The sequence below is a fragment of the Rhizobium sp. 1399 genome, assembly GCF_031455475.1.
Lineage (GTDB): Bacteria > Pseudomonadota > Alphaproteobacteria > Rhizobiales > Rhizobiaceae > Rhizobium.
The window spans coordinates 87,963-112,887 of sequence record NZ_JAVDSU010000019.1; the positions used below are offsets into that span (position 1 = coordinate 87,963).

Consider the following 24,925-nt stretch of genomic DNA (forward strand, 5'->3'; position numbering starts at 1 on the left):
AAAGCTTAAACTTTGTGCGCCAAGATAATGCCGGAGATCAATTTTCCGGCATTTTTCTTTCAAACTGTAATGTTATGTTGCTGTGCAACAAAAACCTGTTAGCCTACGTTGATGTGCCAGCGTTAACGGAAAGAGTCCGGTGCCCTTCAATTGGCGTCGTCTTTGCCGGATAGAGAAAGGTGGCGCCCTCCATGTTCTACCAGCTTTATGAATTGAACCATGCAGCGTTGGCTCCTTTCCGCGCTGCAGCAGATATCATGCGTTTTGCCTATTCCAATCCGCTGAACCCCTTCTCACAGACCCCGCTAGGGCGCACCATTTCGGCCAGTCTCGAAATGTTCGAGCGCACGACGCGCCGTTACGGCAAGCCGGAATTCGGGCTCAATGAGACTGTCATCGACGGCAAGAAGGTTTCCGTGCGCGAGGAAGTCGTCTGGGCGCGCTCCTTCTGTAATCTCCTCCATTTCTCCCGCGATGTTCCGGCCGGCCACAGCGGCGACCCGCGCATCCTCATCGTCGCGCCGATGTCCGGCCATTATGCGACGCTGCTGCGTGGCACCGTCGAGGCCCTTCTGCCCAGCGCCGATATCTACATCACGGACTGGATCGATGCGCGCATGGTGCCGATGACCGAAGGCACCTTCGACCTTTCCGATTATATCGACTACGTCATCGAGATGCTGCATTTCCTCGGCCATGACACCCATGTTGTCGCCGTCTGTCAGCCCTCCGTGCCGGTGCTGGCCGCTGCCGCAATCATGGAAGAGGCCAAGGATCCGCTCGCCCCGTCGTCCATGACGCTGATGGGCGGTCCGATCGATACCCGCATTAATCCGACAGCCGTCAACAATCTTGCCAAGGAACGGCCGCTCGAATGGTTTGCCGATAATGTCGTCATGAACGTGCCCTGGCCGCAGCCGGGCTTCATGCGATCTGTCTATCCGGGTTTCCTGCAGCTTTCCGGCTTCATGTCGATGAACCTCGACCGGCATTTGATCGCCCACAAAGAATTCTTCATGCATCTGGTGAAGAACGACGGCGAACCGGAAAAGCACCGCGATTTCTATGACGAATATCTCGCCGTCATGGACCTCACCGCGGAATTTTATCTGCAGACCGTGGAGCAGGTCTTCATGAAGCATGCGCTGCCGAAAGGCGAGTTGATGCATCGCGGCAAGCTTGTTGATCCCTCGGCCATCCGCAACGTGGCCTTGCTGACCGTAGAAGGCGAGAACGACGATATCTCCGGTGTCGGCCAGACGCATGCAGCCCAGACCATCTGCGTAAACGTCCCTGAGCACATGCGCATGCATTACCTGCAGCCGGATGTCGGCCACTATGGCGTCTTCAACGGTTCCCGCTTCCGCCGCGAGATCGCGCCCCGCATCGTCAGCTTCACGCGCCAGCATTCCCGCGCCAAGAAGCCACCGGTCCAGCGCGTCATTAAGGGCGGCAAATCGGCGTGAGTTAGAAAACGCTGATTTAATGCCATCGATTCAAGGTCTTGTTCGATTTAACCTGAAATCGTCTTGAAGGCCGGTTCCGCGGTAACCATCTGTTTTTTCAGCACTCGGCATCCTGTCGGGTGCTGAACGCGAGGATACCGCACGATGAACCAGTCAGCATTGCTTCGCCCGGATTGGACTCCGGCTACCGTTGCCTTGATGATCCTCGGCTTCATGGTTTTCTGGCCTCTGGGGCTGGCCATGCTTGCCTATATCATCTTCGGCGAGCGGCTGCGTGGCTTCAAGCGTGACGTCAACCAGGCAACGGATGGCTTCTTTGCAGGCTGCCGCCGTTCGCACGGCCGTCACCGCCCGCATTTCTCGACGGGCAACGTCGCCTTCGACGATTGGCGCAAGGCCGAGCTCGATCGCATGGAAGAAGAGCGCCGCAAGCTTGATGAAATGCGTGAGGAATTCGATTCCTACCTGCGCGAGCTTCGTCGCGCCAAGGATCAGGAAGAATTCGATCGCTTCATGCGCGAGCGCAAGAACAACCGACGCGACGATAATGGCCCGGTCGCCGAATACCAGACGCCGTAAGGCGTGATCACAAAGAATCTACGGCCGGCATCGGATACGATGCCGGTTTTTCTTTGCCCGGATTTCTCCCGAATCGTATAGAAAACCCCTATGTTTCCGCTTCCGAAGATCCGCCGTACGACGAAAAAGCCGTCGCCGCCCGAAAAGCGGACGCTGGATGTCGCCGGCCGTCTGATGCCCTTGACGATCAAGCAGCATGATCGGGCAACCCGGATCACGCTCCGTATCGAGCCGGGCGGCCGTGCATTGAAGATGACGGTGCCGAAGGGGCTTGCCGCCCGCGAAGTCAACGCCTTCCTTGATCGGCATCAGGGCTGGCTGCTGACCAAGCTTGCGAAATTCTCGACGGATGCGGGCCTGCGCGACGGCGGCGAAATTCTCTTTCGCGGTGTCAGACATCGCATCGAGCACACAGGCAGCCTCCGTGGACTGACTGAGGCTGTCGTGATGGACGGCAAACCGGTACTTCGCGTCAGCGGCATGCCGGAACATATCGGCCGGCGCATCGCGACCTTCCTCAAGAAGGAGGCGCGCAGCGATCTTGAGAGATTGTCGCGGCTGCATGCCGGTTCCATCAAGGCGCCGATCCGCTCAATTTCGATGAAAGATACTCGCAGCCGCTGGGGTTCCTGCTCTTCGGAAGGAAATCTGAGCTTCTCCTGGCGCATCGTCATGGCGCCGCCTTTGGTGATTGATTATCTCGCCGCCCATGAGGTCGCGCATCTGAAGGAAATGAACCACGGTCCACACTTCTGGGCGCTCTGCAAGAAGCTCTGCCCGCACATGGAAGAGGCGAAGTCCTGGCTGAAGCGTCACGGCAGTCAGCTGCACGCCATAGAGTTCGATTAAGCCCCGCCGTTAAATGCGGCCGCCATTGCAAATTGGCTCGACTCTTCGCCCGTTTCGTGTCACTTCGCTGCCATGAGACCGGATATCAAGATCTGCGGTTTGAAGACGCCTGAGACTGTCGAGCGCGCATTGAAGCGCGGAGCGACGTATATCGGCTTCAATTTTTTCCAGAAAAGCCCGCGTTACGTCGAGCCGGACATTGCCGGCAAGCTCGCGGAACCTGCGCGAGGCAAGGCGAAGATCGTCGCTGTCGTGGTCGATCCGAGCAATGATGATCTTGATGAAATCGTTGCACTTTTGCGCCCGGATATGCTGCAGCTCCATGGTAGCGAGAGCCCTGAGCGCGTGCTGACCATCAAGGCGATGTATGGCATCCCTGTGATCAAGGCCTTGTCGGTCCGCAGCACCGACGACCTGAAGAGGGTCGAGGCCTATATTGGCATCGCCGACTGCTTCCTCTTCGATGCCAAGCCGCCAAAAGGATCTGAACTACCGGGCGGCAATGGCGTTTCCTTTGATTGGGGTCTGCTCACCTGGCTTGACGGCAATGTCGACTACATGCTTTCCGGTGGGCTCAACAAGGCCAATGTCGGACAGGCGCTTGCAATGACGAAGGCGCCAGGTGTCGATACTGCCTCTGGTGTCGAGAGTGCGCCGGGCGTGAAGAGCCTGGACATGATCGATGAATTTTTCGATGCGGTTGAACAGGCATGCCTGCCTGAAACGACCTCAGGGAGTTGAAAGTGAACGAGACGCCTAAACCGAATTCCTTCCGCGCCGGTCCGGACGAAGACGGACGCTTCGGCATTTATGGGGGCCGCTTCGTGGCCGAAACCCTGATGCCTTTGATCCTCGATTTGCAGGAGGAGTGGAACAAGGCGAAGGACGATCCGGAATTTCAGGCGGAATTGAAGCAGCTCGGTACCCACTATATCGGCCGCCCGAGCCCGCTCTATTACGCCGAGCGCCTGACCCAGCATCTCGGCGGCGCCAAGATCTATTTCAAGCGTGAAGAGCTGAACCATACCGGCTCGCACAAGATCAACAACTGCATCGGCCAGATTCTGCTCGCCAAGCGCATGGGCAAGACGCGCATTATCGCCGAGACTGGCGCTGGCCAGCACGGCGTGGCTTCCGCCACCGTCGCTGCCCGCTTCGGCTTTCCCTGTGTCGTCTACATGGGTGCCACCGACGTCGAGCGTCAGGCGCCGAACGTTTTCCGCATGAAGCTGCTGGGTGCCGAAGTAAAGCCTGTCACCGCCGGTAGCGGCACGCTGAAGGATGCGATGAATGAGGCGCTGCGTGACTGGGTCACCAACGTCGATGACACCTATTATCTGATCGGCACGGCCGCCGGCCCGCATCCCTATCCGGAAATGGTGCGGGATTTCCAGGCGGTCATCGGCACGGAAGCCAAGCAGCAGATCCTTGAGGCCGAGGGCCGCCTCCCAGATCTCGTCATCGCTGCGGTCGGCGGCGGTTCGAATGCGATCGGCATCTTCCATCCTTTCCTCGATGACAAGGACGTCAAGATCGTCGGCGTCGAAGCGGGCGGCAAGGGCTTGCAGGGCGATGAGCACTGCGCCTCGATCACAGCCGGCTCACCGGGCGTGCTGCACGGCAACCGCACCTATCTGCTGCAGGACAATGACGGTCAGATCAAGGAAGGCCATTCGATCTCGGCCGGCCTCGACTATCCTGGCATCGGCCCGGAACATTCGTGGCTCAACGATATCGGCCGCGCCGAATACGTGCCGATCATGGATCATGAGGCGCTCGAAGCCTTCCAGATACTGACTCGTCTCGAGGGCATCATTCCCGCGCTCGAGCCTTCGCATGCGCTTGCCGAAGTCATCAAGCGCGCGCCCAAGATGGGCAAGGACGAGATCATTCTGATGAACCTGTCCGGCCGTGGCGACAAGGACATCTTCACCGTCGGCAAGATCCTGGGAATGGGTGAGTAAAGAGACATGACCGCACGTATGGATAAACGCTTCGCCGATCTGAAGGCGGAAGGCCGCCCGGCGCTCGTAACCTATTTCATGGGTGGCGATCCCGATTACGAGACCTCGCTCGGCATCATGAAGGCGCTGCCGGAAGCCGGCTCCGATGTCATCGAACTCGGCATGCCCTTTTCCGATCCGATGGCCGATGGCCCGGCGATCCAGTTGGCCGGCCAGCGCGCCCTGAAGGGTGGTCAAACGCTGAAGAAGACGCTGCAGCTCGCTGCCGACTTCCGCAACACCAACGATGCAACGCCGATCGTCATGATGGGCTACTACAATCCGATCTATATCTACGGCGTCGAGAAGTTTCTCGACGATGCGCTGGCATCCGGCATCGACGGTCTGATCATCGTCGACCTGCCGCCGGAAATGGATGACGAGCTCTGCATCCCCGCGCTGAAGAAGGGCATCAATTTCATTCGTCTGGCAACACCGACGACGGATGAGAAGCGCCTGCCGACCGTGCTGAAGAACACGTCTGGCTTCGTCTATTACGTTTCTATGAACGGCATCACCGGTTCGGCTCTGCCGGATCCGTCGCTGATTTCGGGTGCGGTCAAGCGCATCAAGGACCATACCGATCTGCCCGTTTGCGTCGGCTTCGGCGTCAAGACGGCAGAGCACGCAAAGGTCATCGGTGCTTCGGCCGATGGTGTGGTTGTCGGTACCGCGATCGTCAATCAGGTAGCCAACACCCTGACGGCGGATGGAAAGGCGACGGCCGACACGGTTCAGGCCGTTGCGACACTCGTTCGCGGTCTTTCCACAGGAACGCGTTCGGCGCGCCTTGTTGCTGCCGAATAGTTTCCCCACATTGGCACTAGTCAATCAGGAGTATTCGAGTTGAACTGGATCACTAACTACGTTCGCCCGCGGATCAATTCCATGCTGGGCCGTCGCGAAGTGCCGGAGAACCTCTGGATCAAGTGCCCGGAAACGGGCGAGATGGTTTTTCACAAGGACCTGGAAAGCAACAAGTGGGTCATTCCCGCTTCCGGCTACCACATGAAGATGCCCGCAAAGGCGCGCCTTGCCGACCTGTTCGACAACGGCGAATACGAAGCTTTGCCGCAGCCGAAGGTCGCCCAGGATCCGCTAAAGTTCCGCGATTCCAAGAAGTATAGCGACCGTCTGCGCGACAGCCGCCTCAAGACCGAGCAGGAAGATACGATCCTCGCCGGTCTCGGCAGCGTGAAGGGCCTGAAGCTCGTCGCGGTCGTTCATGAATTCAATTTCATCGGTGGTTCGCTTGGCATGGCTGCCGGCGAAGCGATCGTCAAAGCCTTCGAACGCGCGATTGCGGAGAAGTGCCCGCTCGTCATGTTCCCGGCTTCGGGCGGCGCGCGTATGCAGGAAGGCATTCTATCCTTGATGCAGCTGCCGCGCACGACGGTGGCCGTCGACATGCTCAAGGAAGCAGGCCAGCCCTACATCGTGGTTCTGACAAACCCGACCACCGGCGGCGTAACGGCCTCTTACGCCATGCTTGGCGATATTCATCTGGCGGAACCGGGTGCCGAAATAGGCTTTGCCGGCAAGCGCGTCATCGAACAGACGCTGCGTGAAAAGCTCCCCGAGGGCTTCCAGACCTCGGAATATCTGCTGGAACACGGCGTGGTCGACATGGTCGTCAAGCGTCATGATATTCCAGAGACGCTGGCGCGTCTGTTGAAAATCCTGACCAAGAAGCCGGCTGCGGCGGCAAATGATGCCAATGGAGTGATTGCTCTGGCGGCGAGCGCCTGAGCAGCAGATCTCACAGAATAGGGCGGGCCGATGACAGACAGAGGCCAGATCGCGGTGAGTGAGGCGGCGCAGGAAATCGAAAAGCTCATGGGATTGCATCCCAAGGGCTACGATTTGTCATTAGCCCGCATCAAGCGCCTTCTGGAGGCGCTTGGCAATCCGGAGCGGAACCTTCCCCCCGTCATCCATATCGCCGGCACCAACGGCAAGGGCTCGACATCGGCTTTCTGCCGCGCGCTTCTGGAAGCGGGCGGCTACAGCGCCCATGTCCATACCTCTCCGCATCTCGTTAACTGGCATGAACGTTACCGTCTGGGTGTTCCAGGCGGGCGTGGTCAACTGGTTGATGATGCCGTTTTCGCAGAAGCTTTGCGACGCGTGGCGAAGGCCAATGGCGGGGAGAAGATCACCGTCTTTGAAGTACTCACGGCCGTCACTTTCATTCTTTTCTCTGAACATCCGGCCGATGCCGCAATCATCGAGGTCGGTCTCGGCGGTCGTTTCGACGCGACGAACGTCATCGAGGATCCTGCTGTTTCGGTCATCATGCCGATCTCACTCGATCATCAGCCCTATCTCGGAGACCGGGTGGAGCTGATCGCTGCGGAAAAGGCAGGCATCATGAAGCGCGGCCATTCCGTCGTCATTGGCCATCAGGAGTATGACGCAGCCCTTGACGTGCTAATGTCGACGGCCGAGCGGTTGCACTGCCCGAGCGCCGTTTTCGGCCAGGATTTCATCGCGCATGAGGAATATGGCCGGCTGATCTATCAGGATGATTTCGGCCTCGCGGATCTGCCTTTGCCGCGCCTTCCCGGTCGCCATCAATATGCCAATGCAGCCGCCGCCATCAGGGCTGTCAAGGCTGCAGGCTTTACCGTCACCGAACCGATGATGGAAAAGGCAATGGAAACGGTGGAGTGGCCCGGCCGCCTGCAGAAATTGACGGAAGGCAGGCTTCTGAGCCACGCGCCGGCACGGTCGGAAATCTGGGTTGATGGCGGCCATAATCCGGGTGCTGGTGAAGTTATTGCCGAAGCCATGGCAAATTTCGAAGAGCGCCAGTCCCGTCCGCTGTTCCTGATATCGGGTATGATCAACACCAAGGACCCGGTCGGCTATTTCAAGGCCTTTGCAGATCTGGCGGAGAAGATCTATTGCGTGCCGATCCGCGGCAGCGAGGCGATGATCGATCCGGTGATTCTGGCCCACGCCGCCTATGATGCCGGGCTTGTGGCCGAACCGATGTCATCAGTCACCGACGCCCTGGACGCCATCGCTTCGAGCGTCGACCCGGAGGCGGCGCCGCCACGTATCCTCATCGGCGGCTCTCTTTATCTCGTCGGCGATGTGCTGGCGGAAAACGGCACACCCCCTAAATGAAAAAGCCCGGCATTTGCCGGGCTTTTTGCATCGAACTATCGATATCATCAGGCTGCGCTGGAAATCCAATTGGAAAGCGCCGTCTTCGGCTTTGCACCGATGGAGATATCGGCAACTTCGCCGCCCTTGAAGATTGCAAGCGTCGGGATCGAGCGAACACCGAACTGGGCAGCCAGTTCCGGGTTTTCATCGATGTTGAGCTTGGCAACCTTGACCTTGCCGGCCATTTCCGTGGCGATTTCTTCGAGGCTCGGAGCAATCATTTTGCACGGACCGCACCATTCAGCCCAGAAATCGACGACGACTGGTTCTGCGGACTCCAGAACTTCCGACTGGAAGTTGTTGATATCGACCTTAACGGTAGCCATAGGCTGCTCCTTTACCGGAATTTGCTGTTGCGTAACATGTGAGGGTGCGGTGCCGGAATTTCAATGTCCGATATTTCACTTTGTGTTGAGTCCCGCAAGTGCCGAAGCCAAAGCCTGTTCGCCAAGAGTATGGATGGTCGCATTTTCCGTATAGACCAGCATGCAATCGATCCGTTTGGCAGGATAGAGCGGCTTCAATATTTCCCGATAGATCGCAAGCTGCGCCTTGTGCGCAAAAGGGATTTTGTCTTCGTTTGTCGGTGGAACGCGATTTGTCTTGTAGTCCAGAATGACGACGCTGTCTGGCAGGACAGCAAGCCGGTCAATCCGGCCGGAGACGACATACTCCCGGCCTTCCAGCGTCAAGGTTCCCATGATCGAAATTTCCGCCTGGGCATGAACGTTGAAGATGGCTTGAAGTCTTTCATCTTGCAAAAGTTTCACAACCGAATCGACTAGAGCCTGACGCTCGATGGCCGGCCAGAATCGCGCTGCCCGTTCCGCATAACGCTTTGCTGCATCGGACCGCTCCTCCGCTGGAATATCGGGAAGAGCCTGGAGCATCCGATGGATAAGACGGCCCTTTTCCAGGGAACGATCGCTGCCCTCTTGATCGCCGAAGAGCGGCGAGGTCACCAAGAGATCATCGGCCTCCTCATCGATGATCGTTCCGGCACCGGAAGGGCTAAGCGGCCGCGGCAGTTGTTTTTGCGGCGGCAAAGGGCGGAAAAGGTCCGGGGGGACCATTTCGACAGTTGCCTGTTCAGGCGCACGGTCCATTCGCTCGAAGCTGCGCTCGACCTGCGGCACACGCCAGCGCATGCCGTCCCACTCGCCATCCGGGCTCGCGAAAGTCGCCTTTTCGACATGCGGATGCTCCGCGTCGAGCGCGGTGGAAATCATCATATGCCAGGTGTCGGTGTTCAGCCGCACGCCGCGATAGCCGCAGACGATCAGCCGGTCGGCGGCGCGTGTCATCGCCACGTAGAGCAGGCGCCGGTATTCCTCTTCGGCAAGAAGCTGGATGCGCGCTGCATCGGTCAACGTCAGCGAATTGCCGAGATCACTGACGGGAATCCACACCGGTATCGGCGGCTCGTCCGGCCCGGCATCAAGCAACCGGAGCTTTGGCAGGTGGGTGTGGGTAAAAGCCTTCGAGCCGCCATCGACCAGAAAGACGATTGGCGCTTCGAGACCTTTGGAGGCATGCACCGTCATGATGCGCACCTCGTTGCGGCCCTTGTCCTGTTCGCGCTTCACTTCCGGCGCTTCAAGCTCAAGCGTCGAGATGAAGGATTGCAGGCCGGGGAGACCCGATGTCTCGTGGTCGAGTGCAAAGGTCAGGAATTCGTCGAGGATATCGCTGACTTCGGTACCGAGCCGCGCCAGAAACTGCCGCCGGCCGCCATGACTGCCGAGGACACGGGCATAGAAATCATGGACCGAAAGGCTTCGGGACTGGGCAAGAAAGAGCTCCAGCCTTGCGACGGCCGTGCCGAGGCGCTCATTGCCGTCGGCGGCATATTTGCGAAGATGGTGCCAGACGCTTTCATGGTCGTCGCGCAGCGCTGCAACCGCAAAAATATCCTCCTCCGAAAGATTGAAGAGAGGGCTCTTCAGGAGGGCGGCCAGCGAAAGATCGTCTTCCGGCAGGAGCAGAAAACGGCCGAGCGCCAGCAGATCCTGTACGGCGATATGACTGGTCAGCACCAGCCGGTCCGCGCCGGCGACGGGAATGTCGCCACGCCGCTTCAGTTCACGCGTCAGCGCATTGACGAAGGCGTCGCGTTTGCGGACGAGAACGAGGATATCGCCGGCTTCTATGAAGCGTTCCTTGCCCTTTTCGACGATCGTTTCGCGTCCCACAAGAGTACCGATCGTATGAGCGATGCGCCGTGCAAGAATGGCGGCCGGCGCGCTCTCGGGCGTCGCATCGAAGGGAGCGGTCCAGTCCTCATCCTTTATCACGACATCGGGCACGACCATTTCCCAGAGATCGACGGCCCCAGGATGGCCGATACGGCTGGAGCGATGAACGACCGGCTCGGTGCCGAGGCCGCGTGCATTCTCCGGTGGGGTGAAGATGTGATCGACAACGAGCAGAACGTCGGAGGTAGAGCGGAAGGACAGCGGCAGGCGAACGGTCGAGAAGGCGAGGCCGCTGTTCTGCACGCGACGCTGCGTTCGTTCCTTCTCCTCGGAAAACCGTTCCGGCCGCGCGCCCTGGAAGGAATAGATCGACTGTTTCTCGTCACCGACGGCAAACAGTGTCCGGACGAGAGGCCGCGAACTTTCTCCTGAGAAGAAATCCTCCGCCAGCGACTGGATGACGCTCCATTGAACAGGGCTGGTATCCTGCGCCTCGTCGACGAGGATATGGTCGATACCCTGATCGAGCTTGTAATGGATCCACGGACCGACGCCACTCTTGGTGAGCAGGTCCGCAGTGCGGGTGATCAGGTCCTCGAAGTCGAGATGGCTGCGCTGTTTTTTCAGCTCCTCATAATCCCGGTTCAGACGGTCCGCGAGCACGAGAGCGGCATGGGTTGCTGTGTGCATCCGCATCAATTTCAGCCGGTCGCGGCAATTGACGACATGCGCACGCGCAGAGGCGATAGCATCGCCAAGCTGCGGCGCTTCGGCAAGCATCACCTTGACAAAGAATTGCCCGTCCGTCTTCGGCTCACCTTTCGATGTCAGGAAAACTTTCTCCAGAATCTGCGCGCGCGCGGTAACATCCCGTTCGCGGGCGGCGCGACGCAAGCCCTCGGCGACGTCTTGAGCCTTCGCGCCACCCTTTGTAGCGGCGAGCGAAAGATAAAGTTCCAGCACCGCATCCGAGAGACCCGGCAAGGGCCAGTATCGCTCGGCCAGCCCCTCTTCCGTATCATCAGGTGAAAGCCCGAGTTTCTTTCGCAGCAACTTGTCGGCGCCGCCATGCTGTTCGGCAGTGGTTATGAAGCGGCGTATGGCGTTGCGGTTGGCAACGATCTCGCCGAGCAGATTTTCAAGCCCGGATTCATCACCGAGATTAAGCACATAGGTGAAGGCACCAGCGAGGTTCCGGTCGTTCTCCGGTGCCGTTGCCGTCAAAAGTGAACGCCGCGCATCGGCAAGCAGCGTCTCTGCCGCCCGGTCGTCGAGAACCGAGAAGTGCCCGGCGACGTTTGCTTCCAGCGGAAACTGGTGCAGCAGTGCTTCGCAGAAGGCGTGGATCGTCTGGATCTTCAGACCACCCGGTGTCTCCAGTGCCTTGGCAAACAGTCGTCTTGCTTCCGCAAGCTTCAGGGAATCCGGCTCACGACCTTCGATCTGGGTGATGCGCTTGGCAAGTTCCTCATCCGGAAAAATCGCCCATTCTGCCAGCCGCTCGAAAACGCGGTTCGACATTTCGGAGGCGGCAGCCTTCGTATAGGTGAGGCAGAGAATGGCGGAAGGCCGTGCCCCGGCAAGCAGCAGCCGGATCACCCGCTGGGTCAGAACATGCGTTTTGCCGGAGCCGGCATTGGCCGACACCCAGGCAGAACGGGCCGGATCAGAAGCGATCGCCTGCTGGATCGTCGTCCAGCCGATCCAGGTACCGGGATCGTCACCCTCCGGAAGCGCGGTCGGATCATTCATCGCCTCCTCCTTCCGGGTCAGCAGTTGCCCATTCCGCAACGCGGGCAAGATGATCGTAATCGCCGCCGAAATCGAATTGTTGGGCAGGGATCAGCCGCGAGGTAAAACCCTTCTCGCCGGACTGCAGCAGGGTGACGAATTTTACCAGCTGGTCGATCGATTCTTCGGCAAGCTGCATTGCCGATTTTGCCTTGTCGCTGTTGGCCTCCTCGTTATTGACCTTGTCCACCAGGAAGCGGCTGCCCGGCCGCAAGCGGACATAGAGGAGGTCGTTCGGTACAAGGCTGCCGGCATCACGGAAGGCGCCGGCCTGAAGGGCAGCGGCCTCAAGCGCGAGCTGCGGGTCGAGCAAGGCGCGGGCCTGTGTCGGAGAGGGGTTGTGGCCAGTCTTGTAGTCTATGATGTCGGCGCTGTTTGGCCCCTTGATATCGATACGGTCGGCAACGCCGGTGAGCCGGATATCGATCCCATCGAGTTCGACACCGCCCCTCACTTCCGTCAGCCTCTTTTGCACATCGGGCTGCCGCCCGGCCTCCCATTTCAGGAAAGCGCGCGCGACTTCGCGGAAGCGCGGCCGCCAGACGGCGTCGATATGCGGCGGCAACTGCTCCATGTCGAAGAGTTCGGTCAGGATGATTTCCATCGCCGCTGCCGCCTCCGGCGTTCCTGCTGTATGGTCTTCGCGAACAAAGCGATCGATAATCTTGTGGTAGAGAGTACCGCGTTCCGCTGCGCCCGGATCGCGATTGAATGGGTCGACGGGATCGAGCCGCAGCACGCGCCGCGCATAAATCGCATAGGGGTCGCGGCGCAGCCGACCGACTTCGCTGAAGGAATAGGATTTGGGCTGCAGTTCCCGTGGCGGCTTGGGAGAGGGCCTCTGCGCTGGCGCCTGATTGTCGCCGAGGTCTATCTGGTTTGCCCAGTGAACGAAGCGCGCGCCCCGCTTGCGCAATTGCTCTTCGAAATCCTCGCCGCCGAGCGCCAGCAGCCGTTGCAGCCACCGGGAGGCGACCGTTGGCGTCGAACCCTGGCGCAAGGCGCGTGAATAGATCAGATGGCGCGTCCCGTTCGCCATCTCGAAATCATGCGCCAGCTGGCCGATGCGCCGTTCCGGCGGCTCCAGCCCGATTTCTGTCTTCATCATACGGGAGACGAAGGGATTGTTGGCGGTCTGTCCTGGCCATGATCCTTCATTGAGGCTGCCGAGTATCAGCGTATCGACATTCTGCAGGCGCGCTTCCAGCGTCCCGAAAATAAAGAGGCGAGGGTGGCTGAGGGCACCGGGCTTGACGGCATGGCCGGCGGAGAGCGCCACCATGATATCGATCCATTGCGGCCCATCCGCTTCCATCTGGCCATCGGTATCGATGACTTCGCCAAGCAGGCTCGCCAGGGCATCGCCCGCTTCACCGGACCAGAGGCCTGCCAGATTGCCATGTTCGTCGGCAGCGATACCTTCCAGGGCGCGGCCCGTCCGTTCGGCCCATTGCGAGAGCGAGATGCCGGTCGTCAGGCCATCATCATCCCCACGATGCCGCACGAGCGCCGATACCAGTGGTTCCACGGCACGTTCAACTTTCTGGGCTAACCTGCGGGCCATCTCCGCTGCTTCAGATGGCAGCGATTTGCGCCACACCGGCACGTGCCTGTCGAGCGCTTGCTCCGAAAGCTGATGGTCGAGCAGCTGTTCGAGCGATCCGATATCAACCTCCGTCACGCCGCCGCGCAGCGCCAGCAACTCCAATGCCTCGACAGCCCCGGTCAGAAAGCCGCGCTCCAGCCCGAAGCGGGCTAGCGGATGTTTGAGCAGCGAAACGATGGCGACCGGATCGCCGGGACGCAGAGTCGATTCCAGGAGCAATTGCAGCAGCGTGCCCTGCGGCGTTGCCGAAAGTGGCGTACCGGCTGAATCGTCGGCGAGAATGCCGAAGCGGGAAAGCTCCGCCATAACACGGCGCGCCAGATTGCGGTCTGGCGTAATAAGCGCAGCTCTGCTTTCGCCATCGCTGCCCGGCTGTTCCAGTGCAAGCCGCAGAGCAACGGCAATCGCCGTCGCCTCCTCGCGCTCGTTGGCGGCTTCGATCATCGATACGTCCGCGAATGCCGCGGCAACGGTCCCTTCCGGCAGGTCTTTTTTCCAATCGCCCCAGCCGCTCGTCGCCTCTGATGGAGTAAGCGCCCGCGAGAGGACTTCCGCCCGAGAGCGCAGATCGGCTTCCGCTTCCTCGATCGGCTGAACGTCCTCGCGGCTGAGTTTCAGCCGTTTCAGCAGAACGGAAAGACCATACTGCGGATGCGTGCGGCTTGCCGGGTTGGCCCGTTGACCCGGCAGGAGATCAGGAGCGACCAGAGACCAGTGCTCCTCCGGCATGGAAAGGTCGAGGCCGGGCAACACGATCACGCCTTCCGGAAGGTTCGCCACGGCGCCGATGAGATCGGCCGTGGCAGGAAGCGAACCCGTCGAGCCGGCGATGATGATCGGACCGGCAGGCTTCATCATCGAGAGACGGCCGGCCTCGGCGCGCAGGATGGCATTGCGATGGCGGGCCGGCGACGATCGGCCAAGTTCGATCAGGCGTTCCGGCCAGAAGGCACTGGCGATCTGCAGGAACTCCGCCGTCAATTGCCACCAGGCCGCATAATCACCCGTATCAAGCTTGCCGAGTTCAGACCATGCAAGATCCTCGGTTTCGATCGAATCGATCAATTCCGCCAGATTGCGGGCAAGCCAGATGGCATCCGCCGGGCTTGCCGGCGCGACGAGAGGCGATTCCGAATGGATATGCCGGACGATCTCCGGCAGCTTGTTGCGCCAGGCAAGGATCAGCCGGGCCAGTTCCAGAAGGCGCGCGGTATTGGAAAGCGGCTGGGCAAGATCGATCGTCGCGGGCAGCGCCTCGTCAAAATAGCCGCTGTCGTCGTCCGTCTCTCCCAGTGGCCGGATGACCGGCAGGATCGCCGAGCGGCCGCCGAGCAGATCGACGAATTCCGAACGCAGGACACGTACGGCGCGCCGGGTCGGCAGATAGATCGTCACCTTGGCAAGCGAAAGCGGATCAGCGGGATCATGCCGGAAAAGCGGTGTCAGGCGTCCGTCACAAAGCGAACTTGCCAGCGTCTTCAGGAAGGGAAGGCCGGATGGGATCGTCAGAATGCGTGGCCGGTGCCGCTCTACCATGCGTCACGCAAACGTCCGGAACCGCCGGATCGTCTCCTCCGCATCGTCAATTGCGTCAGGCGTGCCGACCGTCAGCCAATGGCCTTCCATCATCATGCCGAAAAGCCGGCCGCGGGCGATCGCCTTGTCGAAATAGATATTGAGGTTGAAGGCTTCCTCGGGTGCATCGTCCAGCAGTGCGGGGCGCATGACGATCGCACCGGCATAGACAACTGGATTGGAGGGATCGTCACGATAGCGCGTCAATCGACCGTCGGACCCCAGGCTGAAATCATTCTTGCCGTTATGCCCCGTCGTGTCCTTGATGCGCACGCATAGCAGGGCCATGTCCATGCGTTCGGCATCGAAGAATCCGGCTAATCGTCGCAGATTGCTTGGTTGACCCGGCGGCTCGCCGATCCAGAAAAGATCGGCATTCATGACGAAGACCGGTTCGCGGCCGAGCAGCTTCAGCCCCTTTGCCAGTCCGCCGCCGGAATCCATCAGCGCCTCGCGCTCGTCGGAAACGAGGATATCAAGCCCGGGATAGCTCTTAAGGTGAGCTTCCATCTGGTCGGCGAAATGATGGACATTGACGGCCGCGCGCTCCACACCGGCTTCGACAAGCGAATCCAGCGCATAGTCGATCATCGGCTTTTCGCCGATCTTCACCAGAGGCTTCGGAATCGTGTTGGTAATCGGGCGCATTCGGGTTCCGAGCCCCGCGGCCAGTACCATGGCTTGTCTGATGGTCATACTGATCCGGTCTTATGATTCGACTGGGACTATTCCAGCCCTTGCGCACCATTCGCGCAAGGGGGCAAGCGCCTCGTGTTCCAGCGCCACCTTCAGATAAGACAGCGTACGCGGCATATGTTGCAGGTAGCCGGGTTTGCCGTCCCGCTGCAAGAGCCGCACCCATAGGCCGGCAAGTTTGCAGTTGCGTTGCGCCGACATGATAGCCCATGCCTTCATAAACCCAGCTTCGTCAAAACCGCCCTGAGCCTGTCGGAGCGAAAGATAGTCGTCCACTAACTGACGGAAGAGATCCGGTTCGATCGTGACGCGGGCGTCTTGAACGATGGAAGCAAGATCATATGCGGTCGGTCCGATCATCGCATCCTGGAAGTCGATGATGCCGATCTTGCGGATGCCGCTTTCATGTTCCCGCCAGATGATGTTGGGCGAATGGAAGTCGCGTAGCAGCAGGTTCTTTTCGGCCGATTGCAGCTCGTCGATCAAATGGTCCCAGATCGCGAGATACTCTTCGCGCTCGGCATCCGTCGGCGCCGTGCCACGTTTCCAGGCAATATGCCAGTCGAGTATCAGCCGCACTTCCATCTTCATCGCCACGCGATCGAAGTCTGGAATGTGATGCGTATGCGCGGTAGAAACCGGGATGTCCTGCGGGATCTGCATCGAATGAAGATGGGCAAGGCAGGCAACGCTCTGCCGATAACGCTCGGCGATCGGCCGTCCGTCTTCATCCAGCACGCCTTCGGTACCGAGATCCTCAATCAGCAATATGCCCTGTTCGTAATCGACCTTGTAGATCTCCGGCGTCGCAAAGCCCCGCTCGCGCAATGCATCGGCGATCGCGACGAAAGGATAGGCATCCTGTGCCAGATGCGCGACCTTGGGGTAGGGCTTGCCTTCATAGACCGGCGGTCCTTCGGGATGCGGCCGCCAGTCCATGAGTATCTTTCGCGAAGCGTCGCTCGGATAGACGTATTCGTAGGCCCGAAGCGAGGCATCCCCGGTCAGGAATCGGCGTTTGGCTTCTCCGTAACCGGCATCTGCAAGGAAGCCGCGGATCGCGAGCACGCGATGGATACGGTCTGCAGTTTTCTCCGGCGCCGTGATCGCGGCACGGCGGCCGGTACCTTCATGTTCGAGGCGCAGGGAGATGCGCGATACGGGCAACTCACCTTCCGCCATCTCGGGCCATTCGACGATGCAGATGCCGTTTTCAAGCGCTTCGTCGAAGCCGAGCTCCGTCAGTTCCGAAGGGTCGCCGAGCCGGTAGAGATCGAAATGCGAGACGGGAATGCGCAGATCGTAGGATTGCACCAGCGTGAAAGTCGGGCTTGGAACTTCCAGCCCTTCATCATCAGCCATAGTGCGCAGGAAAGCCCGCGCCAGCGAGGATTTTCCGGCGCCGAGATCGCCCGACAGCGCCAAGCAATCACCGGCCTTCAGCGCCAGCGCCAGATCATTGCCGAGGCGGAGGGTTGCTGCCTCGTCTTCCAGGAAAAGCGAGATGACATCGACTTGCGTCATTCGGCAGCGACGGAATGCGGCAGGTTTATGGAGGGGATGCGGCAGGTCACCGTTGTTCCCCTGCCGGGCTCGCTGTCGATGCTGACTTCGCCATTATGCAGGCTGACGAAGCTGTCGACGATCGAGAGGCCAAGCCCGGCGCCGCCACGCTTTCCACTCTTGGCGCCGGTTGCGAAGCGGTCGAAAACGGTTGCGATCATATCGGGCGAAATACCGGGGCCGCGATCCCGCACCGAGAAGACGAAGTCCGTACCTTCCCGACGGCATTCCAGCGCAATCGATGCGCCCTCGGGCGAGAAATTGGCGGCATTGGCCAGAAGCTTCAGCAGGATCTGCTTCAACCGCTGCGGATCGGCAACGATCGAGCCCAGATAGGCGGGCGCGGTGATCTCCAGCGAAACGCCGCTCTCCTGCAGCCTGTCGGCGATCTGCATGGAAACGTCGTCGAGAAGATCGGCGAGATCGATTTCCGCATAGTTCAGCCGCATGATGCCGGCATCGACGGTCGCAAGATCAAGGATGTCGTTGACGAGCGTCAAGAGCACCGAGGACGAGGTGGCGATATGGTCGATATATTCGGCTTGCCGCTCGTTCAGCGGGCCTACGCCCGGCGTGCGCAGCAGATCGGTGAAGCCGATGATGTTCGTCAGCGGCGAGCGCAGCTCATAGGAGACGTGCTGCACGAAGTCATTCTTCAGCTCGTCCGCCTTGCGCAGCGCCTCGTTCTTTTCCGTCAGCGCCCGTTCGGCTCGTACGCTGTCGGTCATGTTGACGAAGGTCAGCATGGTCTGAGCGTTGGGCAGCGGGATGACAGCAAAGTCGAGCACGAGGCCGGACAGCAGTTCGAGCGTTCCCTGGCTGGAACGACGCTCGTCGTCGAAGCTGGTGATCAGTTCCGCAAAGGTCTTCCAGCCGTCGGGCTGGTCATAGGACGGGGCGCAAGCCTCGCCGATGCCGCGGATATGTGTCCCGGGCTTGGCTTCAGCCTCCGTGATGCCCCAGAGCGCCCGGAAGGCCGGGTTGGAGAGGCGGATACGGCCGTCAGGCCCGAAGACGGCAACGCCTTCCGAAAGGTGATCAATCGTCTCGCCCTGTACCTTCACCAGCGTATTATAGCGCGTTTCGAGATCGACCTGCTCGGTCAGGTTCTCGAAGACCCATGTCGCGCCACCCTGCGGATGCGCGGTCGCAAAGACGCGCAGCGTCTGTCCGTTCGGCAGGTGCCAGAGGTCGGATTGCGTATCGAGCGAACGATAGACGGAAAGCGCCGTTTCCTTCCACGATTTCCAGTTCAGCTGGTCCGGCAGTTTCTTGGCTGCACGAAGGCGTTCCAGAAGTTCGCTATTGTCAGGCTTGCTTTCGAGGAACGCGATATCGAGCTCCCAGAGCGACACGAAGGCCTGATTGTAGAATTGCAGCCGGCGGTCGCCGCCGAAAATGGCGACGGGTGTCGCCAGATGATCGAGTGTTTCAGCATGGCTCTTAAGCGTCCGCTCCAGTTCAGCGCGAACCGCTTCGATATCGGAAACATCGACGGCAAGGCCGGCCGAGCCGCTGGGGACCTTTACGTCGACCACATCAAAGAACGTGCGATTGCCGCGCACGACTGTCGAAATCGTGTCGTGGAAAGGCGATTCCGGCGTTGCCGTGGCGTGGATGCGCTCGCGCGCGATCGTCGTCAGGATTTCACGGCCTTCATTGACGGCCTGCTGCGGCGATTGCGCTTCCACGGCATCGCCATAGGCATGGTTCACCCAGGTCAGACGCCCGACGGTATCACGCTGCCAGGCCGGCATATCGATGGCGTCGAGCATGGTTTGAAAGGCGGAGATCGACGTCATCAGCCGATCGCGCTCGATCTTCAGTTCAGCCAGCTCGGCGCGCAGATTGTTGAGCGCCACGAAGCGCACGAAGGCGCGACCGCCGGAAACCCGGCCTTGTGCTTCGATTACCTCGTCTCTGATAGTCTCGATCACCATGTCGAAACTTTCGGCCTGTTCACGGAGACGGCCGACCGCCCGCTCCAGCTCGGAAGCCGATCGCGCCTTCAGCCAGAGACCGAAGGCAAGGAATTCATTGTCCTGTGGAGCGCCGGTTTCCGGCGGAAGCTGACCGAGGAGTTCCGGCCGGGCGACGCCATCCCAGATGACGATGCGCCGGTTCTTGTCGGCAATGAGCGCCTCATATTGGGAGATGCGCTGCTGCGCGTCCGAAAGCGCCGAGCGGATTTCGCGGCTTTCATTTTCGAGATTGCCGCGCTGGCGCACCAGCCAGAGCGTCGAAAGCAGGGCGGCTGAAATGACGCCAATGACGACGGAAAGGCCGACGACTTGCGAGGAGGTGAAAAGATGTGCTGACGCACCAATACCTGGCTGCGCCTGCGCCAGAGCCGGCCAAGCCGGTGCGACGACTGCAGTGCTCGCAGCGCACAGTTTTGCAATACGTGCCAAAGACCAATGCTTTTGCCTTGCAGTCACAGGGACTGCGGCAAACCTATATTTTTGGCCTGCCTGAAGCGGACGGTCAGCGGCATATGCGCGACCCTCCACCTGGCTGGGCAGGCTGTGTTTCATTTCCGACATCCTCGGTATGTCTCCGTCCTTTAATGTGCCGCATCACGACAAGACATCCCATTTTCGTGGAAAACGGAGAGCTCCGAAGCCACGAATCAAGTCTCAAAACAATACTTCGGAAGGGAATCGTCGGAAAGAGAGCGCCCAAAAAATAAGCCCCAGCATTTGTCAATGCTGGGGCTACCACATCTTGTGGATATCGAAGACGAAATCAGTATCTGTAGTGGTCGGACTTGAACGGACCCTGCGGCTTCACGCCGATATAGGCAGCCTGCTCTTCGCTGAGCTGGGTAAGCTTTACGCCGAGCTTGTCGAGATGCAGGCGCGCGACCTTCTCGTCGAGGTGCTTCGGCAGGATGTAGACCTTGTTCTCGTACTGGCCGGGCTTGGTGAAGAGCTCGATCTGCGCCAGCGTCTGGTTGGTGAACGAGGCCGACATGACGAAGGACGGATGGCCCGTTGCGTTGCCGAGGTTCAAGAGGCGGCCTTCGGAGAGAAGGATAATGCGGTTGCCCTTCGGGAACTCGATCAGGTCGACCTGCGGCTTGACGTTTGTCCACTTGAGGTTACGCAGCGCGGCAACTTCGATTTCGTTGTCGAAGTGGCCGATATTGCCGACGATCGCCATGTCCTTCATCTGACGCATATGGTCGATGCGGATGACGTCCTTGTTGCCGGTCGTGGTGATGAAGATATCGGCGGAGGAAACGACGTCCTCGAGCAGAACGACTTCATAACCGTCCATGGCGGCCTGCAGGGCGCAGATCGGATCGGCTTCCGTGACCTTGACGCGGGCGCCAGCGCCGGAAAGCGAAGCCGCAGAACCCTTGCCAACATCGCCGTAACCGCAGACGACGGCAACCTTGCCGGCCATCATCACGTCGGTGCCGCGGCGGATGCCGTCAACCAGCGATTCCTTGCAGCCGTACTTGTTGTCGAACTTCGACTTGGTGACGGAATCGTTGACGTTGATCGCGGGGAAAGGCAGGAGGCCCTTCTGGCTGAGCTGGTAAAGACGGTTGACGCCTGTCGTGGTTTCTTCAGTGACACCCTTGATTGCTTCACGCTGCTTGGTGAACCAGCCGGGCGAAGCGGTAAGGCGCTTCTTGATCTGCGCGAAGAGGATTTCCTCTTCTTCGGAATGCGGGTTGGAGAGAACGTCCTCACCGGCTTCGGCGCGAGCGCCGAGAAGGATGTACATGGTGGCATCGCCGCCATCATCGAGGATCATGTTGGAGAAGCCGCCATCGGCCCACTGGAAAATCTTGTCGGTGTAAACCCAATAATCCTCAAGAGACTCGCCCTTGATTGCGAAGACCGGAACGCCGGAAGCGGCGATCGCTGCAGCGGCATGGTCCTGCGTTGAGAAGATGTTGCACGAAGCCCAGCGGACTTCGGCGCCGAGCGCGACCAGCGTCTCGATGAGGACAGCCGTCTGGATCGTCATGTGCAGCGAGCCGGTAATGCGCGCGCCCTTCAGCGGCTTGGATTCACCGAATTCGGCGCGGCAGGACATGAGGCCGGGCATTTCGGTTTCGGCGATGGTGATTTCCTTGCGGCCGAAATCTGCAAGACCGATATCGGCGACAACATAATCTTTTTCAGTGCTCATAGGGCTCTCCAGGCTGAAAACGTCTCAAAAACATCGCAAGGACGCGACGATGACCGCAACGGATCGAACACGTGCGGAATGCACGTCATGCTCGCCGTTTAGCAGGCTTCAGCCGGGAAGGCAACGGGGATATAAAGAAGTCTTTATATCTTTATATGGCGCTGAAGATCAGATTTCTTCGCCGAACTTGTTCTGGATGAGCTGATCGAGGGCATTCAGTGCTTCGGCAGCCTGGTTGCCGGTCGCCGAGACGATGACGCTGGAGCCGGGGCTTGCTGCAAGCATCATAAGGCCCATGATGGAGGTTCCCCCAACCGTCATGCCGTCTTTGGAAACGGTGATCGTTGCATCGAAGGCATCGACCGTCTGGACGAATTTTGCCGAAGCGCGCGCATGCAGGCCGCGCTTGTTGATAATAAGGAGTTCCCGGGAGAGCGGTGTCATGGAGGCTTCTTACTTTCCGCTCAGGACCCGGCTCGCAACGTTGATGTACTTGCGGCCTGCCTCCGAAGCCTCGGCAAGCGCCTTTTCCATGTTGTTCTCGCCGCGTACGCCGGCGAGCTTGATCAGCATCGGCAGGTTGACGCCGGCGATGACTTCGGTGTGGCCGCTGCTCATCACCGAGATTGCGAGATTGGAAGGGGTACCGCCGAACATGTCGGTGAGAATGACGACGCCATGGCCGTCGTCTGCGCCGGAAACGGCTTCGAGAATGTCCTGTCGTCTTTGGTCCATATCGTCTTCCGGTCCGATACAGACCGTTTCGATGAATTTCTGAGGACCGACGACGTGCTCTACGGCATGACGAAACTCTTCAGCCAGCTTGCCATGAGTGACAAGCACAAGTCCGATCATGATATTACTGCTCCCATGGCATACGCAAACCGTGGCCCCAATATCGCAACGCAGCAATTACGTCCACCGGTGGGGGCACATCTTGGCGATCAAAAGCCGAAGTGCAAGATAAAAATATAAATGTATAGGCCGTATCGGGCCGTTCGGAAGGCCTCAACTTCCTATTTCGGGCGCTTTTGCCATCAACACGGCAAGAGGCAGCGGAAGATTGGGCAGCAATCGCAGTACAGGCAGCTCGAAACGCCCGGCAAGAACGATGGTTTCTCCTTCCGCGGGGAGCCGGTTTTCTCCCGTGGCGCTGGCCGGCAGGACTGCAAAATGCATCGCTGCCTGGGCGATATGATCGTGCTTTACGATCCCGGTGCCGCGCAATTCGATGAGCCCAGCAATGGCGGGCGGACAGGCGGCGGTGATTGCTCCATCCTGTTTCGAAAGAAGTACCTGATCATCAGCCACGAGAACAGAAAAAACACCCTGCCGCCGCGCCTCTACCATGCAGGTAAAAGCGGTCATCGACTTGCCCCAGCCTGAGGGGCCGGTGAACAGCAGGCCGGTCTTTCCGATGACGATTGCGGTGGCGTGGATGTTGATCATGCCGCGGCATCGGCCGGAAGGGCAAGGATAAAGCGAGCGCCGAGCAGCTTGCCACTCTCGTCGTCGACAATGTTTTCGGCCCGCAATGAACCGCCATGCGCCTCGGCGATCTGCCGGCTGATCGAAAGCCCGAGGCCGGAATTCTGGCCGAAGCCTTCGGATTCCGGCCGGTCGGTATAAAAGCGTTCGAAAATGCGGTCGATATTCTCTGCCTGGATGCCCGGACCGTTGTCTTCGATATAGACGACGCAACGGGAACGGGTACGGACCAGACGCACAGTGATCTTGCCGTTCTCCTCCGGCACGAAGGAGCGGGCATTTTCAATCAGGTTGGTGATGATCTGGCCGATACGCAGGTCATGTCCCTTGACGACAAAGCGCGTCTTGACGTTCGGCTTGCGATCGACGGTATAGTCGATCTCGACCTTCTTCTTGGTGCTGCGGATCTGGCGCGATACGTCGATGAGGTCGCGCAGAAATACTTCCAGATCGACAGATCCGGCATCGACGCGCGCAAGCTCGGCATCGAGGCGGGATGCATCGGAGATATCGCTGATCAGACGGTCGAGACGGCGGACATCGTGCTGGATGACATCCATCAGCCGCTTCTTGGAATCGTCGGATTTGGCGAGCGGCAGTGTTTCGACGGCGCTGCGCAGCGAGGTCAGCGGGTTCTTCAGCTCATGGCTGACATCGGCCGCAAAGCTCTCGATCGCATCGATCCGATCGTAGAGAGCCGTCGTCATTTCGCGCAGTGCTATGGAAAGGTTGCCGATTTCGTCCTGGCGCGCCGAAAAGTCTGGAATTTCCTCTCGTTCCTTGGCGCCGCGGCGCACCCGGATGGCCGCCGCCGAAAGCCGGCGCAGCGGATTGGCGATGGTCGAGGAAAGCACGAGCGCCATCAGCACGTTGACGAGCGTCGCAACGCCGAAGACGCGCATGATGGCGAGACGCTCGGCATGCACGATATTGTCGATATCGCCGGCCTGCGTCGATAGCAGCAGCACGCCAAGCACGGCCCGGAAGCGCTGGATCGGAACGGCAACCGAAACGATGAGCTCGCCCTTTTCCGTCGTACGCACGACTGCGCCGCGTACACCCGTCAGCGCGTTCATCACCTCGGGATAGATCGAGCCGTCGCCACCAGGCGCTTCCTTGTAGACCGGAAGGTTGCCCGGCTGCAGTGCTTTGTTGAAGAGCGCTGTGAGCCATTCGCTCCAGGTCTGTTTTTCTTCTTCCACCGGCGGCAGGTCGAAACGCAGAACCTGGCCACGCGAATAGAGATGCCGGGAATCGAGCAGCAGATTGGCATCGGCATCGAAGATGCGGGCGCGGGTGCGGGTAGGCGAGATCAGCCGCCGAAGAACCGGTGCCACCTTTTCCGGATCGATCGGGAATTCGAGATCCTCGTCATTCGGAACAGGCGTAATGCTCTGGCCGGCCTGCAGTTCGAGCAGCTTCTGCGGATCGATGGTGATCGAGTTCGTGTCGACGGAGGCCGAGGCCGAAACCGCGCCGGCGATGATTTCACCCTGTGTCAGTAGGCTCTCGACGCGCGCGTCGATCAGGCCTTCGCGGAACTGGTTGAGGTAGAGAATGCCACCGACGAGGACGAGCAGGGCCGCAAGGTTGAAGAAGACGATACGGCGCGTCAGGCTCGAAAAGACGGCATTGCCGAAGATGCGGCGGATCAGGGTGAAGGGATGCGACCAACGCCGGCCTCTGACGCGTCGAGTGCTCACGCCCTCCGCATCATCCAGATCCCTTTCCTGCACCAACTGTGCCAATGACAGGCCCTTTCGGAGGGCGGGGCCAGCTTGACCGGCCCGCCGC

Annotated in this window: 19 protein-coding genes; 8 read left to right on the forward strand and 11 right to left on the reverse strand. The window is 59.8% G+C overall.

What is annotated here, in order from left to right:
• Positions 1-191 precede the first annotated feature (191 nt).
• The 8 genes from J2X71_RS35215 (at position 192) to J2X71_RS35250 (ending at position 8,029) form a co-directional block, all read left to right on the forward strand.
• Positions 192-1,466, forward strand: a complete 1,275-nt coding sequence (locus J2X71_RS35215) for a polyhydroxyalkanoate depolymerase (RefSeq protein ID WP_310389894.1) — start codon at positions 192-194, stop codon at positions 1,464-1,466.
• A gap of 144 nt (positions 1,467-1,610) precedes the next feature.
• Positions 1,611-2,045, forward strand: coding sequence for a DUF2852 domain-containing protein (locus J2X71_RS35220; RefSeq protein ID WP_113300854.1), 435 nt, complete (start codon positions 1,611-1,613; stop codon positions 2,043-2,045).
• Positions 2,046-2,135: 90 nt separating this feature from the next.
• Entirely contained in the window at positions 2,136-2,894 is a 759-nt protein-coding gene (locus tag J2X71_RS35225; RefSeq protein WP_310389818.1) for a M48 family metallopeptidase, read from the forward strand.
• 72 nt (positions 2,895-2,966) lie between these two features.
• Positions 2,967-3,635 (forward strand): phosphoribosylanthranilate isomerase, encoded by a 669-nt coding sequence (locus tag J2X71_RS35230; protein WP_310389820.1) that lies wholly within the window; start codon positions 2,967-2,969, stop codon positions 3,633-3,635.
• Positions 3,636-3,637: 2 nt separating this feature from the next.
• The gene (gene trpB, locus J2X71_RS35235; RefSeq protein ID WP_007813770.1) at positions 3,638-4,858 is read left to right on the forward strand and encodes a tryptophan synthase subunit beta; all 1,221 of its coding nucleotides are present in this window, start codon (positions 3,638-3,640) and stop codon (positions 4,856-4,858) included.
• Between the two features lie 6 nt (positions 4,859-4,864).
• Positions 4,865-5,704, forward strand: coding sequence for a tryptophan synthase subunit alpha (gene trpA, locus J2X71_RS35240; RefSeq protein ID WP_113322155.1), 840 nt, complete (start codon positions 4,865-4,867; stop codon positions 5,702-5,704).
• A 39-nt stretch (positions 5,705-5,743) separates the two neighbouring features.
• Entirely contained in the window at positions 5,744-6,646 is a 903-nt protein-coding gene (accD, locus tag J2X71_RS35245; RefSeq protein ID WP_310389823.1) for an acetyl-CoA carboxylase, carboxyltransferase subunit beta, read from the forward strand.
• Positions 6,647-6,676: 30 nt separating this feature from the next.
• Positions 6,677-8,029 (forward strand): folylpolyglutamate synthase/dihydrofolate synthase family protein, encoded by a 1,353-nt coding sequence (locus J2X71_RS35250; protein WP_310389825.1) that lies wholly within the window; start codon positions 6,677-6,679, stop codon positions 8,027-8,029.
• A gap of 47 nt (positions 8,030-8,076) precedes the next feature.
• Here the strand turns inward: J2X71_RS35250 and trxA are convergent, their stop codons facing one another.
• From trxA to J2X71_RS35305, 11 genes are all read right to left on the reverse strand, one after another.
• Positions 8,077-8,397, reverse strand: coding sequence for a thioredoxin (gene trxA, locus J2X71_RS35255; RefSeq protein WP_310389827.1), 321 nt, complete (start codon positions 8,395-8,397; stop codon positions 8,077-8,079).
• A 75-nt stretch (positions 8,398-8,472) separates the two neighbouring features.
• On the reverse strand, positions 8,473-12,018 hold the full coding sequence (gene addA / locus J2X71_RS35260; protein WP_310389829.1) for a double-strand break repair helicase AddA: 3,546 nt from the start codon (positions 12,016-12,018) through the stop codon (positions 8,473-8,475).
• Positions 12,011-15,199 carry a double-strand break repair protein AddB gene (gene addB / locus J2X71_RS35265; RefSeq protein WP_310389832.1) on the reverse strand — a complete coding sequence of 1,063 codons (3,189 nt, stop codon included), beginning with the start codon at positions 15,197-15,199 and terminating at the stop codon, positions 12,011-12,013. The genes addA and addB overlap by 8 nt, the downstream gene beginning before the upstream one ends.
• Before the next feature lie 3 nt (positions 15,200-15,202).
• Positions 15,203-15,934 carry a nucleotidyltransferase family protein gene (locus J2X71_RS35270; protein WP_310389834.1) on the reverse strand — a complete coding sequence of 244 codons (732 nt, stop codon included), beginning with the start codon at positions 15,932-15,934 and terminating at the stop codon, positions 15,203-15,205.
• 12 nt (positions 15,935-15,946) lie between these two features.
• A complete protein-coding gene (gene tsaE, locus J2X71_RS35275; RefSeq protein ID WP_310389836.1) occupies positions 15,947-17,458 on the reverse strand; it encodes a tRNA (adenosine(37)-N6)-threonylcarbamoyltransferase complex ATPase subunit type 1 TsaE in 1,512 nt (503 codons plus the stop codon).
• Positions 17,455-20,040, reverse strand: a complete 2,586-nt coding sequence (locus J2X71_RS35280) for an ATP-binding protein (RefSeq protein WP_310389838.1) — start codon at positions 20,038-20,040, stop codon at positions 17,455-17,457. Before J2X71_RS35280 ends, tsaE begins: the two co-directional genes overlap by 4 nt.
• A 202-nt stretch (positions 20,041-20,242) precedes the next feature.
• The gene (gene ahcY, locus J2X71_RS35285; RefSeq protein ID WP_113322147.1) at positions 20,243-21,643 is read right to left on the reverse strand and encodes an adenosylhomocysteinase; all 1,401 of its coding nucleotides are present in this window, start codon (positions 21,641-21,643) and stop codon (positions 20,243-20,245) included.
• 168 nt (positions 21,644-21,811) lie between these two features.
• Positions 21,812-22,087, reverse strand: a complete 276-nt coding sequence (locus J2X71_RS35290; RefSeq protein ID WP_007813748.1) for an HPr family phosphocarrier protein — start codon at positions 22,085-22,087, stop codon at positions 21,812-21,814.
• A gap of 9 nt (positions 22,088-22,096) precedes the next feature.
• Positions 22,097-22,498, reverse strand: coding sequence for a PTS sugar transporter subunit IIA (locus tag J2X71_RS35295; RefSeq protein WP_007813746.1), 402 nt, complete (start codon positions 22,496-22,498; stop codon positions 22,097-22,099).
• Positions 22,499-22,651: 153 nt separating this feature from the next.
• Positions 22,652-23,092, reverse strand: a complete 441-nt coding sequence (locus J2X71_RS35300) for a serine/threonine protein kinase (RefSeq protein ID WP_310389846.1) — start codon at positions 23,090-23,092, stop codon at positions 22,652-22,654.
• On the reverse strand, positions 23,089-24,879 hold the full coding sequence (locus J2X71_RS35305; protein WP_310389847.1) for a sensor histidine kinase: 1,791 nt from the start codon (positions 24,877-24,879) through the stop codon (positions 23,089-23,091). The genes J2X71_RS35300 and J2X71_RS35305 overlap by 4 nt, the downstream gene beginning before the upstream one ends.
• Positions 24,880-24,925 lie beyond the last annotated feature (46 nt).

What these genes read in the sequence shown, in the direction of transcription:
- J2X71_RS35295 (WP_007813746.1), bottom strand. Translation starts at nt 22,498, where the DNA reads ATGATCGGACTTGTGCTTGTCACTCATGGCAAGCTGGCTGAAGAGTTT.
- addB (WP_310389832.1), bottom strand. Translation starts at nt 15,199, where the DNA reads ATGGTAGAGCGGCACCGGCCACGCATTCTGACGATCCCATCCGGCCTT.
- J2X71_RS35230 (WP_310389820.1), top strand. Translation starts at nt 2,967, where the DNA reads ATGAGACCGGATATCAAGATCTGCGGTTTGAAGACGCCTGAGACTGTC.
- addA (WP_310389829.1), bottom strand. Translation starts at nt 12,018, where the DNA reads ATGAATGATCCGACCGCGCTTCCGGAGGGTGACGATCCCGGTACCTGG.
- trxA (WP_310389827.1), bottom strand. Translation starts at nt 8,397, where the DNA reads ATGGCTACCGTTAAGGTCGATATCAACAACTTCCAGTCGGAAGTTCTG.
- trpA (WP_113322155.1), top strand. Translation starts at nt 4,865, where the DNA reads ATGACCGCACGTATGGATAAACGCTTCGCCGATCTGAAGGCGGAAGGC.
- J2X71_RS35215 (WP_310389894.1), top strand. Translation starts at nt 192, where the DNA reads ATGTTCTACCAGCTTTATGAATTGAACCATGCAGCGTTGGCTCCTTTC.
- tsaE (WP_310389836.1), bottom strand. Translation starts at nt 17,458, where the DNA reads ATGACGCAAGTCGATGTCATCTCGCTTTTCCTGGAAGACGAGGCAGCA.
- J2X71_RS35220 (WP_113300854.1), top strand. Translation starts at nt 1,611, where the DNA reads ATGAACCAGTCAGCATTGCTTCGCCCGGATTGGACTCCGGCTACCGTT.
- J2X71_RS35250 (WP_310389825.1), top strand. Translation starts at nt 6,677, where the DNA reads ATGACAGACAGAGGCCAGATCGCGGTGAGTGAGGCGGCGCAGGAAATC.
- J2X71_RS35300 (WP_310389846.1), bottom strand. Translation starts at nt 23,092, where the DNA reads ATGATCAACATCCACGCCACCGCAATCGTCATCGGAAAGACCGGCCTG.
- J2X71_RS35290 (WP_007813748.1), bottom strand. Translation starts at nt 22,087, where the DNA reads ATGACACCGCTCTCCCGGGAACTCCTTATTATCAACAAGCGCGGCCTG.
- J2X71_RS35225 (WP_310389818.1), top strand. Translation starts at nt 2,136, where the DNA reads ATGTTTCCGCTTCCGAAGATCCGCCGTACGACGAAAAAGCCGTCGCCG.
- J2X71_RS35270 (WP_310389834.1), bottom strand. Translation starts at nt 15,934, where the DNA reads ATGACCATCAGACAAGCCATGGTACTGGCCGCGGGGCTCGGAACCCGA.
- J2X71_RS35280 (WP_310389838.1), bottom strand. Translation starts at nt 20,040, where the DNA reads ATGTCGGAAATGAAACACAGCCTGCCCAGCCAGGTGGAGGGTCGCGCA.
- ahcY (WP_113322147.1), bottom strand. Translation starts at nt 21,643, where the DNA reads ATGAGCACTGAAAAAGATTATGTTGTCGCCGATATCGGTCTTGCAGAT.